Annotated in this window: 13 protein-coding genes and 2 pseudogenes; 9 read left to right on the forward strand and 6 right to left on the reverse strand. The window is 64.2% G+C overall.

Annotated features, from left to right (window positions below):
- Position 1: 1 nt before the first annotated feature.
- Together FOM02_RS25895 and FOM02_RS25900 are read right to left on the reverse strand one after the other, a co-directional pair.
- A pseudogene (locus FOM02_RS25895) lies at positions 2–2,358 on the reverse strand (Orn/Lys/Arg decarboxylase N-terminal domain-containing protein).
- A gap of 86 nt (positions 2,359–2,444) precedes the next feature.
- Positions 2,445–2,924 (reverse strand): Lrp/AsnC family transcriptional regulator, encoded by a 480-nt coding sequence (locus tag FOM02_RS25900; RefSeq protein ID WP_027558885.1) that lies wholly within the window; start codon positions 2,922–2,924, stop codon positions 2,445–2,447.
- Between the two features lie 142 nt (positions 2,925–3,066).
- Here FOM02_RS25900 and ald point away from each other — a divergent pair.
- Positions 3,067–4,159, forward strand: a pseudogene (gene ald, locus FOM02_RS25905) (alanine dehydrogenase).
- Between the two features lie 8 nt (positions 4,160–4,167).
- Here ald and FOM02_RS25910 read toward each other — a convergent pair.
- From FOM02_RS25910 to FOM02_RS25925, 4 genes are read right to left on the reverse strand one after another with little or no spacing between them, the layout of a single operon-like run.
- Complete coding sequence (locus FOM02_RS25910; RefSeq protein ID WP_027558887.1) at positions 4,168–4,803, reverse strand: 2-hydroxychromene-2-carboxylate isomerase; 636 nt, start codon at positions 4,801–4,803, stop codon at positions 4,168–4,170.
- Between the two features lie 17 nt (positions 4,804–4,820).
- Positions 4,821–6,731: a flavin-containing monooxygenase gene (locus FOM02_RS25915; protein WP_027558888.1), complete on the reverse strand. Its 1,911-nt coding sequence runs from the start codon at positions 6,729–6,731 to the stop codon at positions 4,821–4,823.
- On the reverse strand, positions 6,728–7,363 hold the full coding sequence (locus FOM02_RS25920; RefSeq protein ID WP_027558889.1) for a TetR/AcrR family transcriptional regulator: 636 nt from the start codon (positions 7,361–7,363) through the stop codon (positions 6,728–6,730). The genes FOM02_RS25915 and FOM02_RS25920 overlap by 4 nt, the downstream gene beginning before the upstream one ends.
- A complete protein-coding gene (locus FOM02_RS25925) occupies positions 7,360–8,853 on the reverse strand; it encodes an AMP-binding protein (RefSeq protein WP_027558890.1) in 1,494 nt (497 codons plus the stop codon). Before FOM02_RS25925 ends, FOM02_RS25920 begins: the two co-directional genes overlap by 4 nt.
- Before the next feature lie 169 nt (positions 8,854–9,022).
- Between FOM02_RS25925 and FOM02_RS25930 the strand changes: the two genes are divergently transcribed.
- The 8 genes from FOM02_RS25930 to FOM02_RS25965 all read left to right on the forward strand — a co-directional run bounded on the left by FOM02_RS25930 (position 9,023) and on the right by FOM02_RS25965 (position 16,733).
- The gene (locus FOM02_RS25930; protein ID WP_027558891.1) at positions 9,023–10,282 is read left to right on the forward strand and encodes an ABC transporter substrate-binding protein; all 1,260 of its coding nucleotides are present in this window, start codon (positions 9,023–9,025) and stop codon (positions 10,280–10,282) included.
- An 87-nt stretch (positions 10,283–10,369) separates the two neighbouring features.
- Positions 10,370–11,272 (forward strand): branched-chain amino acid ABC transporter permease, encoded by a 903-nt coding sequence (locus FOM02_RS25935; RefSeq protein WP_265440102.1) that lies wholly within the window; start codon positions 10,370–10,372, stop codon positions 11,270–11,272.
- Positions 11,269–12,288: a branched-chain amino acid ABC transporter permease gene (locus FOM02_RS25940; protein ID WP_027558893.1), complete on the forward strand. Its 1,020-nt coding sequence runs from the start codon at positions 11,269–11,271 to the stop codon at positions 12,286–12,288. Before FOM02_RS25935 ends, FOM02_RS25940 begins: the two co-directional genes overlap by 4 nt.
- 2 nt (positions 12,289–12,290) lie before the next feature.
- Positions 12,291–13,046, forward strand: coding sequence for an ABC transporter ATP-binding protein (locus tag FOM02_RS25945; RefSeq protein ID WP_027558894.1), 756 nt, complete (start codon positions 12,291–12,293; stop codon positions 13,044–13,046).
- Positions 13,043–13,756 (forward strand): ABC transporter ATP-binding protein, encoded by a 714-nt coding sequence (locus tag FOM02_RS25950; protein WP_027558895.1) that lies wholly within the window; start codon positions 13,043–13,045, stop codon positions 13,754–13,756. The genes FOM02_RS25945 and FOM02_RS25950 overlap by 4 nt, the downstream gene beginning before the upstream one ends.
- 164 nt (positions 13,757–13,920) lie before the next feature.
- Positions 13,921–14,139: a hypothetical protein gene (locus FOM02_RS25955; protein ID WP_027558896.1), complete on the forward strand. Its 219-nt coding sequence runs from the start codon at positions 13,921–13,923 to the stop codon at positions 14,137–14,139.
- A 112-nt stretch (positions 14,140–14,251) separates the two neighbouring features.
- Positions 14,252–15,310, forward strand: a complete 1,059-nt coding sequence (locus tag FOM02_RS25960; RefSeq protein ID WP_027558897.1) for a YeiH family protein — start codon at positions 14,252–14,254, stop codon at positions 15,308–15,310.
- Positions 15,311–15,560: 250 nt separating this feature from the next.
- Positions 15,561–16,733: a fumarylacetoacetate hydrolase family protein gene (locus FOM02_RS25965; RefSeq protein ID WP_027558898.1), complete on the forward strand. Its 1,173-nt coding sequence runs from the start codon at positions 15,561–15,563 to the stop codon at positions 16,731–16,733.
- Positions 16,734–16,965 lie beyond the last annotated feature (232 nt).

Raw genomic sequence — 16,965 nt, forward strand, 5'->3', positions numbered from 1 at the left:
CCTACTCGGCAACGACGTAAGTATAGAGCCCGATGCGTCCCTGCGCATCGGTCTCCTTGTAGACGCCCTGGATTTCCACATCGAAGCCCGGGAACGTGTTGAAGCAGGTCTCGAACATCTTGAGATAATCCACCATGGGCTTGGCCCGTTCCGTCAGCCGCTCGCCGGGCACGATGGTGGCAATGCCGGGCGGGTAGACCACGAAGGGCGTCGTGGCGATGCGGCCCGCGATCGCCTCGATCGGCAGATAGTCGACATCGTTCTTGAACAGATAGCGTGCGGCATCGCGGGGCGACATCGCGATCTCGGGCATGTGTTCGGGCATGAATTGCCGGGCCTGGAGTGCGCTGACGTCGGCGGCGCGGAAAAAGCGATGCATCTCGCCGCAGAGATCGCGCAGTCGCACGCCGGCATAGCGCGCCTGCCGCCGCTGGTAGAACTCGGGGATGACGTCGGCCAGCAGCGCATTGTCGTCATGCAGCTTCTTGAAGGCGACGAGGCCGGAGATCAGAGTGCCGGCCTTGCTCGCCTCGACGCCGGGGGTGAGCAGGAAAAGCAGGGAGTTGAGGTCGTTCTTCTCGGGGACGATGCGATTCTCGCGCAGATATTGCGCGACGACCGGAGCGGGGATGCCGTGCTCGGCATAGGTGCCGGTCGCGCGGTCGAAGCCGGGCGTGAGCAGTGTCAGCTTGTTCGGATCGGTGATGGCGAAGCCTTCAGCGAGATTGGGGAAGCCGTGCCAGTTTGTATCGGGCGAGAGCTGCCAGAGCGCGGGATTGGTGGCGAGCTCGTCGGTGGAGAGCGACTCCCAGGCGACGTTATGCGCGGCGCCGGGGCGGCTGACGTCGGGGATGGCGACGCGATCCGGGACGAAGGGCTCGAAGAACCAGCGCCGATCCGGATTCTGCTCCTTCTCCTCGAACTCCCGGCGCATCGCGCGGACCTTCTTGCGCAGCTCGATGCCGAGACGGATCGTGTCGTCCCAAAGCACCTCTCCGGAGCGGCCCTTCATCATTTGCGCGCCGACGTCGAGCGAGGCGAACAGGGGATAGAAGGGTGAGGTCGAGGCGTGCTGCATGAAACTTTCGTTGAAGCGGCGGTGCTCGACACGACGCTTCTGGCCGCGGATGTGGCGGTCCTTGATGTGGATCTGCGAGGCCTGCGAGAAGCTCGCGAGCTGCTTGTGGGTCGACTGCGTCGCGATGATGCCGGGCGCTCTGGGGGAAGGTTCGCCAGCCCCATGGCGAAACGGCCGGCATAGAGCGGGTGGAATTTCATGAAGCCGGCCCAGGCCTCGTCGAACAGGATGTACTCGCAGAGATGGCCGATGCGCTTCAGGATCATCTCGGCGCTATGGATCGAGCCATCATAGGTGCACTGCTCGACCACGGCGACGCGGAACGGCCGTTCCTTGCGCCAGGCGTCGCGATCGGTCACCAACGGATGGTTGCGGATCGCCTCGCGCAACGCCTTCTCGTCGAGCATGTCCCAGCGCATCGGGCCGATCAGACCCCAGGCGTTGCGGACGGTCGGGACATAGACCGGGATGCCGCCATTGATCATCAGCGCGCCGTGATGGGCGGCCTTGTGGTTGTTGCGGTCGAACAGCACGAGGTCGCCGTCGGTGACGAGGGCGCCGAGCGCGACCTTGTTCGAGGTCGAGGTGCCGTTGAGCACGAAATAGGTCTTTTCCGCGCCGAAGATCTGGGCCGCTTCCTTCTGCGCCTTCAGCGCCGGCCCCTCATGGGTGAGGAGGTCACCGAGGTCGAGCACGGAATTGTCGAGGTCGTCGCGGAACACGGATTCGCCGAGATGCTCGACGAAGACCCGGCCGATCGGGCTGCGGTTGTAGAACACGCCGCCATTGTGGCCCGGGCAGGTCCAGAGCTGGTTGCCTTCCTCGGCATAGTCGACGAGGGCGCCGAAGAACGGCGTCTTCAGCGTCTCGGCATATTGCTTGAGCCGGCTGATCAGGTTCTTGGCGATGAAGGTGGGCGTCTCCTCGGACAGGAAGACGTAGCCGTCGATGAAGTCGAGCACCTCGACCGGCAGGTCCTCGAAGCGCTTGCGCCGGATAAGCAAGATGATCGGGAAGTCGAGGCCGCGGCGCCGCATCAGGTTGATCAGCGCCGAGGTCCTGCCTTCCAGGCCTTTCTTGCCCCAGTCCACCACCATGCAGCCGATTGCGGCATCGGTCTGCACCGCGATCTCGGCGTCTTCCAGCTTGCGGGCCCGGACCACCTCGAAGCCGGAGCGCTGGATCTCCTCGATGATCTGGTTGAAGCGGAGACCCTCGAGGTCGTCGGCGTCGAATGCCGGTGCTGCGAACAGGAAGTTGAAGCGCTTGAAATAGTCCATGGCGTGTCCCGAATGTGCGAGACGGACAGGTCTCAGCACATTCGATGACAGTTCTATGACAGAGAGCGTAAGAACCGGGAAAAGAGCTACCGCTTCGCCTCGCCGAACACCACCGTCGGCACGGCGCGGTTGACGATTTCCCGCAAGGCAAAGCTCGATTGCACCCGCGCGACGCGCGGCAGCCGCGATAGCTCGGTGCGATGGATGCGTTCGAAATCCTGGATGTCGCGGGCGAGCACGATCAGGATGTAGTCGTCGGTGCCCGACATCAGGAAGCAGCGCACGACAGAGGGGCATTTCACCACCTCGGCCTCGAACGCCTTCAGCGCCTCGTCGCTCTGGCTCTCCAGCGCGATGCGGACCAGCACGGTGGTGGTGAGGCCGAACTGGTTGAGATCGAGCGCGGCCTGATAGGCCTGGATGTAGCCGTCGTCCTCCAGCGCCTTCTGCCGCCGCGCCAGCGCGGTGCTGGATAGCCCAACCTTGTTGGCGAGCTCAGTGTGGCTGGCCCGCGCATTGGTGGTGAGTTCCGCGAGGATGGCGAGATCTTTCCGGTCGAGGGCCAAGGTTTTGTTTCCGGCGTGAAAGGGCGCTTGCGCGCCGGAAACCGGCGCGCAAGCAGCCAAACTAGCGGATATTTGCACGAAACCAAACCGCCCCCGTCGCTACGATCAACAACGGAATCAATGTGTTGGCGAGGAGCTCAAGATGCGTGTCGGTGTGCCCAAGGAGATCAAGGTGCAGGAATATCGCGTCGGGCTCACCCCGGGCGCGGTCCGTGAATATGTCGCGGCCGGGCATCAGGTCACGGTCGAGACCGGCGCCGGCAGCGGCATCGGCGCGTCCGACGAGGTGTATCAGCGGGCGGGGGCCACCATCGCCGCGAGCGCACGCGACATCTTCGCCGCATCGGACATGATCGTGAAGGTGAAGGAGCCGCAGAAGAGCGAGTGGGTCCAGCTCCGTGAAAGCCAGATCCTGTTCACTTACCTGCATCTTGCGCCGGATCCCGAACAGGCCAAGGGTTTGCTTGCGTCCGGCTGTACTGCGATCGCCTATGAAACCGTCACCGACGCGGCCGGTCACCTCCCGCTGCTGGCGCCGATGAGTGAAGTCGCCGGCCGCCTCGCGATCGAGGCCGCCGGCGCGCGCTCAAGCGGTGCTGGGCGGTGTGCCCGGTGTGCAGCCGGCGCGCCTCGTCTTGCTCGGCGGCGGTGTGGTCGGAACGCAGGCCGCGCGCATGGCTGCGGGTCTTGGCGCCGAAGTCACGGTGATCGATCGCTCTATTCCTCGCCTGCGCCAGCTGGATGACGTCTTTCTCGGGCGGGTCCGCACCCGCTTCTCCACGATCGAGGCGGTCGAGGACGAGGTGTTCGCCGCCGACGTCGTGATCGGCGCGGTGCTGGTGCCGGGCGCCAGCGCGCCAAAGCTGGTCACGCGCGCGATGCTGAAATCCATGAAGCCGGGGGCGGTGCTGGTCGACGTCGCGATCGACCAAGGCGGCTGCTTCGAGACCTCGCATCCGACCACGCACACCGATCCGACCTATGAGGTCGACGGCGTCGTGCACTATTGCGTCGCCAACATGCCGGGCGCGGTGCCGGTGACATCCAGCCAAGCGCTGAATAACGCGACGCTGCCGTTCGGCCTGATGCTCGCGAGCAAGGGCTTTGCCGCGGTGCTGGAGAATCCTCACTTGCGGAACGGACTGAACGTGCATCGCGGCCGCATCACCAACAAGGCGGTGGCGGAAAGCCTCGGGCTGGAGTTTGCGCCCGTGGAGAGCGGGCTGGCGGCTTAGAGCGGCTGTCAATCCGGCTTGCGGTGGCGGCTGCCGAGCGCGGCCGCGATCGTCTCGGGCTTCTCGATGCGTTCGATCAGCATGTTGATGCGGTCGCCGCCCCAGAACAGCTCGCCGTTGAACACCATGGTCGGCACGCCGAACACACCAAGTGCCTCGGCCTCGTCGATGATGCGGTCGTGCTCGGCGCGGGCAGGGCCGTTGACGTAGGCTTCGAACTCGCTGGGCGAGCCACCGCACGAGGTGATGATTTCGGTGATTGCCGCGAGATCGTCGATCTCCAGCTCATGGCTCCAGAATTTGCGGAACACCGTGTCGTGGTAGGTGCGGAAGAAGCCGTGCCGTTGCGCGAACAGCATGCCGACACTCGAATAGAAGGCGTCGTAGATCCGCCGCGGGCCCTTCATGACGAGCCCTTGCGCATTGGCATAGCGCCGCGCGTCCATATAGAGGTAGCGCACCTTGCGCCAGAAATGCGGCGTGCGCTCCTCGACCTTGCCCATGAACTCGGCGATGCGCAGCGTGTAGGGCCGCCATTCGAGCTCCACGCCGTGCGTCTCTTCGAGCTCGAACAGCCGCTTGTTCGCCACGAATGCGTAGGGACTCTTGTAGTCAGTGTAGATGCGGACGATCGGTTTGGGCATTGGGCGCTCCCTCCAGTCTACGCCTTCGTCAGCCTATATTGCCCCAGATCCGGATCGTGCGTCATGCGCCAATAGTCCACGAACCGCCAGGGCATGGCTGAAAACACGCGGCCGCTCGCATTGCGATAATAGGTGCTCATGCCCGGATGGGTCCAGATCATGGCCTCGTGCTCGACGTCGACCTTGCGGACGTAATCGTCGAGCACGTCGGGGCGAACGTCGATGACGGCGATATCGCGCTCGATCATCTCGGCGAGACAGGCGGAGATGTAGCGGCTCTGGCATTCCGACTGGAAGATGACGCTGCCGCCATGGGCCGGTCCGGAGTTCGGGCCGAGCATGCAGAAGAAATTGGGAAAATCAGGCACGGTGAGGCCGAGGAACGCGGTCGGATTGTCGTTGGCCCAGGCCTGCCGCAAATCCTTGCCGCCGCGGCCGCTGATGTTGAGACGCGCGGCCATCTCCGTCACCTTGAAGCCGGTAGCGACGACGATGATGTCGGCGGGGCGGTGCTCGCCGTCGGCGGCGATGATGCCGGTTTCGTCGAAACGGTCGATCGTGTCGGTGACAAGCTCGACATTGTCCCGCCTCAAGGTCTTGAACCAGTTGTTGTCGAGCAGGATGCGTTTGCCGTAGGGCGGATAGGTCGGAACGCATTTCTCGATTAGATCGGGCCGTCCCTGCAATTCGGACAGGATGAAGTCGGTCAGCTCTTGGCGATGCCGGTCATTGCCCTTGTTGACGGCGCGCTCGGGGTGCGGCCAGGCGGGGTCCTTGCGCAGGAACGGCAGCAGGCCGTCGCCATAGCGCCAGAACATGTTGAAGCGATACCACTGCACATAGAACGGCAGATGCGCCAGCAGCCAGCGCGCGCCCTCGGTGATCGGGTCGGAATAACCCTTCACCGGCCGCGCCCATTGCGCGCTGCGTTGATAGACCGTAACTGACGCGACGCGGCCGGCTATCGACGGCACCAGCTGCATCGAGGTTGCGCCGGTGCCGATCACGGCGACATGCTTGCCGTCGAGGTTGATGTCGCCGGACCAGAGCGCCGAATGCAGGATCGTGCCCTTGAAAAGTTCTTCGCCGTTGAAGTGCGCACGGGAGGGATCGTTGAGCTGCCCGATGGCGCTGACCAGCGCGGTGGATTCGAAGGTCTCTTCGCCGTCTTTCGTCTTCAGCGTGGATATCCAGCGCTTCTTGCCCTCGTCCCAGCGCGACGCCGTCAGCTCGGTGTTGACCCGCAAATGCTTGCGGATGCCGTATTCATCGGCGACCTTGAGCAGATAATCGAGCAGTTCCTCGCGCTGGCAGAAATAGCGTGTCCACGCATTGCCCGAGCCGAACGAGTAGGAATAGGAATGGTTCGGCGTGTCGACGCCGCAGCCGGGATAGCGGTTGATCCACCAGGTGCCGCCGAGCTCGTCGTTCTTCTCGACGATGGTATAGGGGATGCCGAGATGGCCAAGCGCCACGCCGAGCGCGATGGCGCAGACGCCGGCGCCGACGATCAGCACATGCTGCTCCGCAAGCTTCTCGTTGGCGGGCCTCTTGGTCCAGCGCGCCTCGCGCGGCACAAAACCCATTTCCTCGCGCATCAGCGGCGCATATTCCGGCGCGACGTTCTCGCCGAGACAGGCGCGCATCATCCTGAGCAACAGCTCCTCGCCGGGATCGGTGATGACAGGCTCCGGCGTACCATAGGCAAAGAGGTTGACGACCGCGGCGCGGATCTCGTCCTGGATCTCGCGGGGCACGCCGGCCTCGGGGTCGGGGATGAGGCGGATGTCGCGCTTGGGCAGGTACGGCGGCTCGAGCCATTTCTCGTCGCCCGTCATGTGCACCAGCACCATCAACAGGCAGCGGATGTCGGCCTCAGCAATTGCTGAGGCGAGGTCGAGCGGCTTGTGTGGAGATGCGATGTTCATGGCGTGTCCCCGGAGGCAGTGAAGAGGCCGCGCGTCATCAGCTTGCGATAGGCGGAGATGACGTGGTCGGGCACGGCGGTGACGCCGCCGTCCGAATAGGAATAGCGGCGGCTGAGATAGCCACGCGAGCCCATCAGCATGTGAACGATGGCCTCGAATTCCTCGTCGCTGTAATCGTGAATCGCGCCTGCCGCTCGCGCGCGGCGCAAGATGCGGACATAGGCGACCGAGATATTGTCCAGGTGCTTCTGGTAGCCGCTGGGCGCGAAGAACTCGGCCTCGTTGAGGATGCGCAGGAATTCCGGCACCTCGCGGATGAAGTCGAAGAAGGCGGAGAAGCGCGAAATTTCCTGCCTTGCCGCATCCGCCGTGCCGGTGCGGGCGCGGATGAACTCGACCATGTCGAGGCCGATCTTCGGCAGCAGCTGGTCGAGCAGCTCCTGTCGGTTCTCGAAATGATTGTAGAAGGTGCCTTGCGCGACGCCGGCCTCTTCGGTGATGCGGGCGACGGAGGCTTCGGCATAGCCATATTTGCCGACGACCTTGGTCGCGGCGTCAAAGATCTTCTGCTTGGTCCAGGCGTTGCGCTCGACGCGGTTGAGCTTGGTCACCTTGGCGTTCACTTGATTCATTCAGACGTCTCCAGCTCGGCGCGCAGCACGCGCTTGAGGATCTTGCCACTGGGATTGCGGGGGAGGCTGTCACGGATGATCAGCTGTTTCGGCACCTTGAAGCTCGCCAGTCGCGCGCGGCAATGTTCGGTGAGGGCAGGGAGCTCGAGGCTCGCGCCTTCCGCCAGCACGACGATGGCGATCGGCCGCTCGCCCCAGCGCGAATCGCGCAGGCCGATTACGGCGACCTCGCGCACTTCAGGCAGATCGTAGATGACGCGTTCGACCTCGGAGGAGGCGATGTTCTCGCCGCCTGAGATGATCATGTCCTTCTTGCGGTCGGTCAGGTAGAGAAAGCCCTCGTCGTCGAGATAGCCGACATCGCCGCTGCGGAACCAGTCGCCGAAAAAGGCGGAAGCCGTCTTCTCCGGATCCTTCCAATAGCCGCGCGTGATCTTGGGGCCGCGCAGGCAGATCTCGCCATTGACGTTCGGCGGCAGCGCCTTGCCGTCCTCGTCGCGGATCTCGATCCCGACATGGGCGATGGCGCGCCCGGTCGAGCCGATCTTCTCGATCTCGCGGCCCGCTTCCATGAAGGTGTCGCCGCCGACGGTCTCGGTGAGGCCATAGGCGTCGATATAGCGCGCATTGCGGAAGAATTCTGAGAAGGCGCGGATGCGGACTTCCGGTGTCTTCTCGCCGCCGCCGATCGCCCATGTCAGGCTGGAGACGTCGTAGCGGTCACGGGCCGGGCAGGTGAGCATCGCCGTGGTCATGACAGGCGCGAACCAGGCGGCGTTGAGCTTGTCCTCGGCGATGGCGCTGAGCGCCGTCTCAGGTTCAAAGTTTCGCTCGATGCGGATGAAGCCGCCATGCCAGAGCACGGCGATGCCGGGCAGGTCGAGCGCGCCGACGTGATAGAGCGGGCCGACGACGAGGAGGCGCGTCTCGGCACTCAGGCCGAGCGGGATCGTCTGGTCGGCCGACTTCCAGTAGAAATTATCGTACGAGAGCATCACGCCCTTGGGGCGGTCGGTCGTGCCCGAGGTGTACATCAGGCGCATCAGGTCGGACGGCGCGCGGATGTTCATGGACGCGGGTGCCGCGTCGCCTGCGAGATGCGTGACGCTTTGCTGCGCGGCCTCGCTCAGCACGACAGTCTTCGCGCCCGCTGCGTTCGCAGCCAATTCCTCATCGACGATCAGCAGCCGCGCGCCGGCATTGCCGGCGATGTAGCCGACCTCGTCGCGCGAGAGGCGAAAATTGATCGGCAGGAACACCGCGCCGAGATGGCTGGTCGCGAAGACCAGCTCCAGGAACGCGGCGCTGTTCTTCATCAGCACCGCCACGACATCGCCAGCGCCGATGCCCTGTGACGCGAGCCAGCCGGCCGTTTGCCGGATGCGCGCATCGAACGCCGCGTAGGAGATCACCCCGCCGCGATATTTCAGCGCGGGCCGGTCCGGCGTTCGCCGGGCATGAAAGGCGATGAAGCTCGAAAGGTTGATCATTCTGCGGTTTCGGGCCGATTGGCGGCCTCGTTTCCTCCTATTCTGAATTCTGACTCATAGTTCATGTTTGTCTTGACGTCACCCCCTGCCTCTGAAATTGTTGGGAACACGGAGACGAGACGATCTTCGACAAGGGACTGGAACGCCGACCCGAAAGAGGGAGGGGAAAATGACGAGAACCCGCACGCCGGGCATCAGCCGCCGTTCAACACTGGCGCTGATGGGCGCCGGTGCGATGAGTGTTGCCGCGCCGTGGGTGGCGCGCGCCCAGGCCAAGACCATCAAGATCGGCATGCCGACAATTCTGTCGGGCCGTGTCGCGCAGCTCGGCACGTCGTCGCGCAATGCGGTGATGCTCGAGGTCGAGAAGGTCAACGCCGCCGGCGGCCTTGCCGGGCGGCAGATCGAGATGGTGGTCCGCGACTCCAAAGGCCAGCCGCAGGAAGCGGCCCGTGTCGCGCGCGAGCTCGTCAATACCGACGGCTGCGAGCTGTTGCTCGACGGCGAAGCGTCCTCCGGATCGTTTGCGGTTCACGAGGTCGCGCGTGATCTCGGCGTGCTCTGCATCCACACCTGCTCGGAAGCCTCCTCGCTCACCGCCGATCCGAAGCAGCATATCCCGAACGCATTCCGCTGCGTCCGCCAGGGCATCCACGATTCCATCGTCGGCGGCAGCTACGCCGCTTCGATCGCCAAGGCCAAGGGCCTGAAGAAATGGGCGACCTGCTCGCCCGACTACGCCTATGGCCGCGACACCACCGGCGAGTTCACGCTGTACCTGAAGCGGTTCGCGCCTGATGTCGAAGTCATCAGCGAGTCCTGGCCAAAGCTGTTCCAGCCCGACTACACCGAAGTGGTGACGAAGATCCTGCAGGCCAAGCCGCAGGCGCTGTATTCCTGCCTGTGGGGTGGCGATCTCACTTCCTACATCGACCAGGCCAACATCTATGCGATGTTCAGCCAGATGGAGGTGTTCGCGGTCAACATGGCCGACTACACCGCGCTCACCGTGGTAAAGAACCTGCCGAAGGGCATCCACTCCGGCAACCGCTACATCAAGACCTTCCCGACCACGCCGGAGAACGCGGCCTGGGGCGATGCCTACAAGGCCAAGTACAACGAATATCCCACCAACTGGTCGTGGCAGAATGCGACCGCGGTGATGTTCCTCAGCGAAGCCGCGAAGAAGGCGGACTCCACGGACGGCAAGAAGATCGCGGAGGTGCTGAAGGGTCTGACCATCAAGTGCCCGTTCGGCGCCGACGGCACCGTGACGATGCGCGGCGACGACCACACGCTGGTCGGCTACGCCATCGGCTGGGGCACCACGATCCCGCAGGAGCCCTACGTGCCCGAGGTCAAGGCCGGCGACTGGAAGACCATCTTCGAGCTCGAAGCCGAGTGGAAGAAGAGCAAGGGTTACACCTGATCACGCGCAGGGCGGAGACGGGCGACCGTCTCCGCCCTGGTTTCGTATTCCGCGCCGTGTCCGGCGCGCCGTAAAGAAGGTGCTTCCGTGGATCTCGACGCGCTTGCCGGCTGCCTCGCCAGCTCCGCCTGCCTGGTGACGCAAACCACCAGCGGCCTCATCATCGGCATGCTGCTGTTCCTGGTGGCGGTCGGGCTAACCTTGATCTTCGGCGTGCTCAAGGTGGTCAATTTCAGTCACGGCGCCTTCTACATGTTCGGCGCTTACTTCGCGATGACGGCCTATCAGCTCACCGGCAGCTTTGCGCTGGCGATGCTGGCCGGCGCGGCCGGCACCGCCATCCTCGGCCTGATCTTCGAGCGCGTCTTCATGAGCCGCGTCTACGGCGCCGACGTCCTGATGCAGCTCCTCGTCTGCTATGCCTTCGTGCTGATCTTCGACGACGTCGTGCGCATCATCTGGGGGCCTGAATTCAAGTCGATGGGCATGCCGTCCGCGTTCCAGGTGATGCCGCTGTTCATCGCCGGCGGCGTGGTGCCGCCTTATTACCTGCTTCTGATCGGCGTCGCGCTGCTCGCGGCCATCGTGCTCGGTATCGGGCTCTCGCGCAGCCGCATCGGCAAGGTGATCCGCGCCGCCGCGCATAATCCCGGCACGGTCTCCGCGCTCGGCATCAACACCGGCCTGATCTATGGCGGGGTGTTCGCGCTCGGCGGCATGCTGGCGGGGCTGGCCGGCGCGCTCGCGGCGCCCGTGCGGTCGCTGACGCCGGGGATGGGATTTTCGGTGCTGATCGAATCCTTCATCGTCACCGTGATCGGCGGCATGGGCTCGATCCTGGGGGCGCTGATCGGCGCGCTGCTGCTCGGCCTGATCCGCTCGTTCGGCTCGCTCGGCTTTCCCCTGTTCACGGAAGGCCTGATGTATCTCTTCATGGTGATCGTGCTGGTTTCCAAGCCCACCGGCTTGTTCGGCAAGGAGGCGGCATGACCGAGCTCGAGGCCGGACGCGCGCAGACGCTGGCGCCGGTGCGAAACGGTACGGCACTTCATCGTTATCGCGACGTGCTGATCGCGCTGATCGCCTTCGCCGTGCTGGCGAGCCTGCCGCTGTTCACCGGTAGCAAGGCGCTGCTCGATTTCGTCATTCGCTGCTCGGCCTACGGCCTGTTCGCGACCTCGCTCAATCTCCTGGTGGGCTACACCGGCCTGACCTCGTTCGGCCACGGTATGTTTTTTGGCTTAGGGGCCTACAGCTTCGGGCTGATCATGCAGAAGCTCGGTGTGCCGATTCCGGTCGCCTTCGTCGCGACGCTGGCGATCACGGCCGTGATCGCCGCCATCATCGGCGCGATCTGCGTGCGTCTGAAGGAGATCTACTTCGCCTTCGTCACGCTCGCCTTCCAGATGCTGATCCATTCCACCATCCTGTCCTGGGCCTCCTTCACCGGCGGCGATCAGGGCCTGCGCGGCGGCATCCCACGCCCGGTCTTTCTCGGCATTGATCTTGCCAACCACGTCCATCTCTATATCGCGAGCTGCGCGCTGCTGATCCTCGGCCTGCTCGCGATGCGTCAGATCGCGCAATCGCCGTTCGGTTACACGCTGCGCATGATCCGCGACAACGCCGCGCGCGCGAGCTTCCTCGGCATCGACGTCTGGCGCGCAAAGCTCACTGTCTTCGTGCTGGCGGCGCTATTCGCGTCGATGGGCGGCATGGTGATGGCGCTGTTCGTCTCCGGCGCCTATCCGGAATTCGCCTATTGGACCATCTCGGGCGAGGGCATCTTCATCAACATGCTCGGCGGCGTCTCGACCTTCTTGGGGCCGATGGTCGGCACCGTGCTGCTGCTCTTGCTCAACGACACCGTCACGCGCTTCACCGAATACCATGGCATCGTGCTCGGCGTGGTCATCCTGTTCTTCGCGCTGGGCCTGCGCAAAGGCCTGCTCGATTTCGTCGCCGAATGGTTCGCACACCGGCGTGACGCGGGCGAGGGGCGCTAGCGATGCTCGAGATCCGCAACCTCGCAAAGTCCTTTGGCGGCGTGAAGGCGACCAACGACGTCTCGCTCGACTTTCCCGATGGTTCGCTCACCGCCGTGATCGGCCCGAACGGCGCCGGCAAGAGCACCTTCTTCAACCTGATCACCGGCGCGTTGAAGCCGGATTCCGGCCAGGTGCTGCTCGACGGCGTCGATCTCGCCGGTCGTTCGCCGCCGGAGATCGTGCGTCACGGCATCGGCCGAGCCTTCCAAGTCGCCAGCATCTTCAAATCGCTGACAGTGCAGGAGACCATGTTCGCCGCCGTCAGCGCCGATCAGCGCACCTCCGCAGTGCTGCACAAGCGTTTTCCCTTGCCGGAGACACGCGACCGCGCCGAACACGTGATGGAGCTGCTCGGCCTTGCCGGCAAGCGCAATCGCACCGCCGCGACGCTGTCGCATGGTGACCAAAAACTGCTCGACATCGCTCTGGCGTTGGTGCTCGAACCCAAAGTGCTGCTGCTGGACGAGCCGACCGCCGGCATGGGTCCGGAGGAACGCTGGCGCATGATCGACAAGGTGCGCGAGCTCTGGGAGACACAGAAGATCACCGTCGTCTTCATCGAGCACGACATGGACATCGTGTTCAAGATCGCGCCCAAGATCGTCGTGCTCTGCTACGGCCGTATCCTTGCAACTGGCACGCCGGACGAGATCCGCAACAACAGCGCCGTGATCGACGCCTACCTCGGCACCGAGCATGCGGGAGCCGCCGCATGAGCACCCCTGTCATCGAAGTCGCCGATCTCGACGTCTATTACGGCACCAGCCAGATCCTGTTCGGCGTCGGCCTCTCCGTGCGGCAGGGCGAGACCATGGCGCTGCTCGGGCGCAATGGCGCCGGCAAGTCGACAACTATGAAGGCGATCATGGGCCTGGCACCGCCGCGGCGGGGCAAAGTAAGCCTGCGCGGCGCGGTGATCTCCGGCCAGAAGCCGCACCATATCGCGCGCGCCGGCCTCGGCTTCGTGCCGGAGGACCGCCAGATCTTTCCGGAGCACACGGTCGAGGACAATCTCGTCATCGGTCGCAAGAAGGGGCCGGAAGGCCAGGACGAATGGCCAATCAAGCGCATCTATGAAGTCTTCCCGCTCCTGGAGCCGCTGCGCCATCGCATCGCCGGACGCCTGTCCGGCGGCGAGCAGCAGATGCTCGCGATCGCGCGCACGCTGATGGGCAATCCGGCGCTGCTGCTGCTGGACGAGCCGAGCGAGGGGCTCGCACCGATCATCGTGCAGCGGATCGGCGAGCTGCTGCGTCAGCTTCGCCAGCTCGGCTCGACCGTGCTGATCGCCGAGCAGAACATGCATTTCTGCCTGGGGCTGGCGAGCCACGCCACGGTCATCGACAAGGGCCAGATCGTCTATGCCGCCGGGATCGACGAGCTGAAGGCCAACGACGCGATCCGTCGCCGCTATCTGGCCCTCTAAGCCGGGTGCCGGTGTCCAAATAGGCCGGAAGAAGAAAACTATTGCCCCGGCACCGTCGGGAGGAAGGAGTTTCCCCTCCGGAGGACAAAAACGCCAATCGCTTCCATTGCTGTTTTGGGCCGAAACGACGACATTTCCGCCAGAGATTGATGGATTTGACGGCCATGGAACGTACCGGATTTGAGCCCTTCGGCGAGCAACTGGTGTCCGCAACGGACACCCAGCCGCGGTCGCGCGCTTCAAAAATGCTGCTGCGGGTCGGCACCGGCCTGTTCTGGTCGCTGGTCGCCGGCATCGTGCTCGCCCGTGCCGCTTTCTTCGAGCCGGGCGTCTATGATGGCTTCAGCCGCGTCGCTTCGCTCGCCAAAAGCCTGATCTTCTGACCCCTCGCTATTCCCGGGCCGAGCACAGAACTTCCCTCGGCCCTGATATGCCGAAAACTTATTCCCCAATCGGACTGCGCTGCGTATAAATCCTTCTCCTTGGGAGAGATTTGTGACGCAGAATCAAGCATCCAGCCCGGCCGATTCCAAGCCGGCCACCACCGCGAGCCGGGTTCTCGCGCTGATTCCCGGCATTCTCCTCTGCGTCGCCGTCGCCGGTGTCTCGGCCCTGCTGGAGCGGGCTGAGCTCGGCGTGTTCGAGCATCCCTATGTCGAGGCGCTGGTGATGGCGATCCTGCTCGGCATGGCGCTGCGCAGCTTCTGGAAACCCGCGCCGCGCTGGCAGGCCGGCATCGCCTTCAGCGCCAAGCAGCTGCTCGAGGTCGCGGTCATGCTGCTGGGTGCCTCCATCAGCTTTGCCGCCATTGCAGCCTCCGGCATCGCTCTGCTGGCATCGATCGCGGCCGTCGTCGTGGTCGCGCTCTGCGTCTCCTTCGGCCTCAGCCGGATGCTCGGCCTTTCGACGCGGCTGTCGATCCTGATCGCCTGCGGCAATTCGATCTGCGGCAATTCCGCGATCGCGGCGGTGGCGCCGATCATCGGCGCCAACAATGACGAGATCGCATCGTCGATTTCCTTCACCGCGATCCTCGGCGTGATGATGGTGCTGGGCCTGCCGCTGCTGATCCCGCTGCTGCAATTGTCCGCCACGCAATACGGCATCCTCGCAGGTCTCACCGTCTACGCAGTGCCACAGGTGCTTGCGGCGACGGTGCCGGCCGGTCTCATCTCGACGCAGATCGGCACGCTGGTGAAGCTGATGCGCGTGCTGATGCTTGGGCCGGTCGTCGTGGGCCTGTCGCTGGTCGCCTCGCGCTGGCAGGCCGGCGCCAAGAAGGCCAATGTCGGCTTCTTCCGCCTGGTCCCCTGGTTTATCCTCGGCTTCCTTGCGCTTGCGACCCTGCGCTCCCTCGAGATCGTGCCGGCCACGGTGGTGGGACCGGTGACGAAGATCACTGGCTTTCTCACCGTGGTGTCGATGGCCGCACTCGGCCTCGGCGTCGACGTGCGCGTGCTCGCCAATGTTGGCGGCCGGGTGACTGCCGCCGTGACTCTGTCGCTGATGCTGCTGCTCGGCATCAGCATCGCACTGGTGCATTGGTTCAAGTGATGAGGGCAAGACTGCCGTAGGGTCGGCAAGGCGCGATAGCGCCGTGCCCACCATCTGCGTGTGACCAGGGATGGTGGCACGCTTACGCTTTGCCCACCCTACGAGACCGTCGTCTCCGCAAGCGGGGAGGGCTTAATCGAATCCTCCAGCGATTGGCCGTGGACATCCCCTGCCAGACCGCTATTGGTTTTCGCCAATGCGATTGGCCGGCAAATCACACGGCCGATCCGACAAGAGCGAGGGCGCGGCCATGACGACTTTGACGGTAAAGGACCTTCTCCCCGAGGACGAAACACGCGGCACGCTCGCCGGTCGCGTCTGGCTGCCGCAGGTGAACGGCCCCGCCGTGGTCGCCGTGCGCGGGGATGGCGTGTTCGACGTCACCGCCAAGTTTCCAACCATCAGCGCGCTCTGCGAGGAGGACAGCCCGGCCAAGGCGCTGGCCGCGGTCAAGGGCGAGCGCATCGGCGATCTCGAAGCCATCGTGGCCAACACCCCGCCCGATGGTCGTGATCCCAAGAAACCGTGGCTGCTCGCGCCGGTCGATCTCCAGACCCTGAAGGCCGCCGGCGTCACCTTTGCCATCTCGATGCTGGAGCGCGTGATCGAGGAGCGTGCCAAGGGCAATCCGGCCTCGGCCGAAGCGATCCGCAAAGAGGTGACGCGGCTGATCGGCGACGATCTGTCGAAGCTCAAGCCGGGCTCCGACCAGGCGATGCATCTGAAGCAGGTGCTGATCGATCAGAACGCCTGGAGCCAGTATCTCGAAGTTGGCATCGGCCCCGATGCCGAGGTCTTTACCAAGGCTCCGACCCTGTCCTCAGTTGGCACCGGCATGGATGCCGGGCTGCATCCGAAATCGACCTGGAACAACCCCGAGCCCGAGCTGGTGCTATTCGTCTCCAGCCGCGGCAAGATCGTCGGCGGCGCGCTCGGCAATGATGTAAACCTGCGCGACTTCGAAGGCCGCTCGGCTCTGTTGCTCTCGAAGGCCAAGGACAACAACGCCTCCTGCGCGATCGGTCCGCTGCTCCGCCTGTTCGACGACAGTTTTACGCTCGACGACGCGCGCAAGCTCAATATCAGCCTGAACGTCGAGGGCGCGGACGGCTTCGTTCTCGACGGCCATTCCTCGATCAGCATGATCAGCCGCGATCCGACTGATCTCGTCGGGCAGACCATCGGCAAGGTGCATCAATATCCCGACGGCTTTGTGCTTTTCCTCGGCACGATGTTCGCACCCGTGAAGGATCGCGAGGCGCCGGGGCAGGGGTTCACTCACAAGCGCGATGATATCGTCACGATCTCTGCGCCCCAGCTCGGCAAGCTCGTCAATCGCATGCGCACCAGCGACGAGTGCGAGCCCTGGACGTTCGGCATCGGCGCGCTGATGAAGAACCTCGCGCAGCGGAAGCTGATCTAGTTCTTCTCCTTGCGTCTGCTTGCGGCTTCGTCATGGCCGGGCTTGTCCCGGCCATCCACGTCTTGCGTGCGGCACGAAGAACGTGGCTGCCCGGGACAGGCCCGGGCCTGACGCGTTGCTGGGCACGCAAACCACTCCACAAATTTTCCTTCGTCTCAGCGTTGCATCGCCGGAACAAAATCGCTCTGAAGGTGTCGTAAGACTCTCCACAATGTTCCCAGCGATTTCGAAT

The sequence above is a fragment of the Bradyrhizobium sp. SEMIA genome, from assembly GCF_014844175.1.
GTDB classification, from domain to species: Bacteria; Pseudomonadota; Alphaproteobacteria; order Rhizobiales; family Xanthobacteraceae; genus Bradyrhizobium; species Bradyrhizobium arachidis.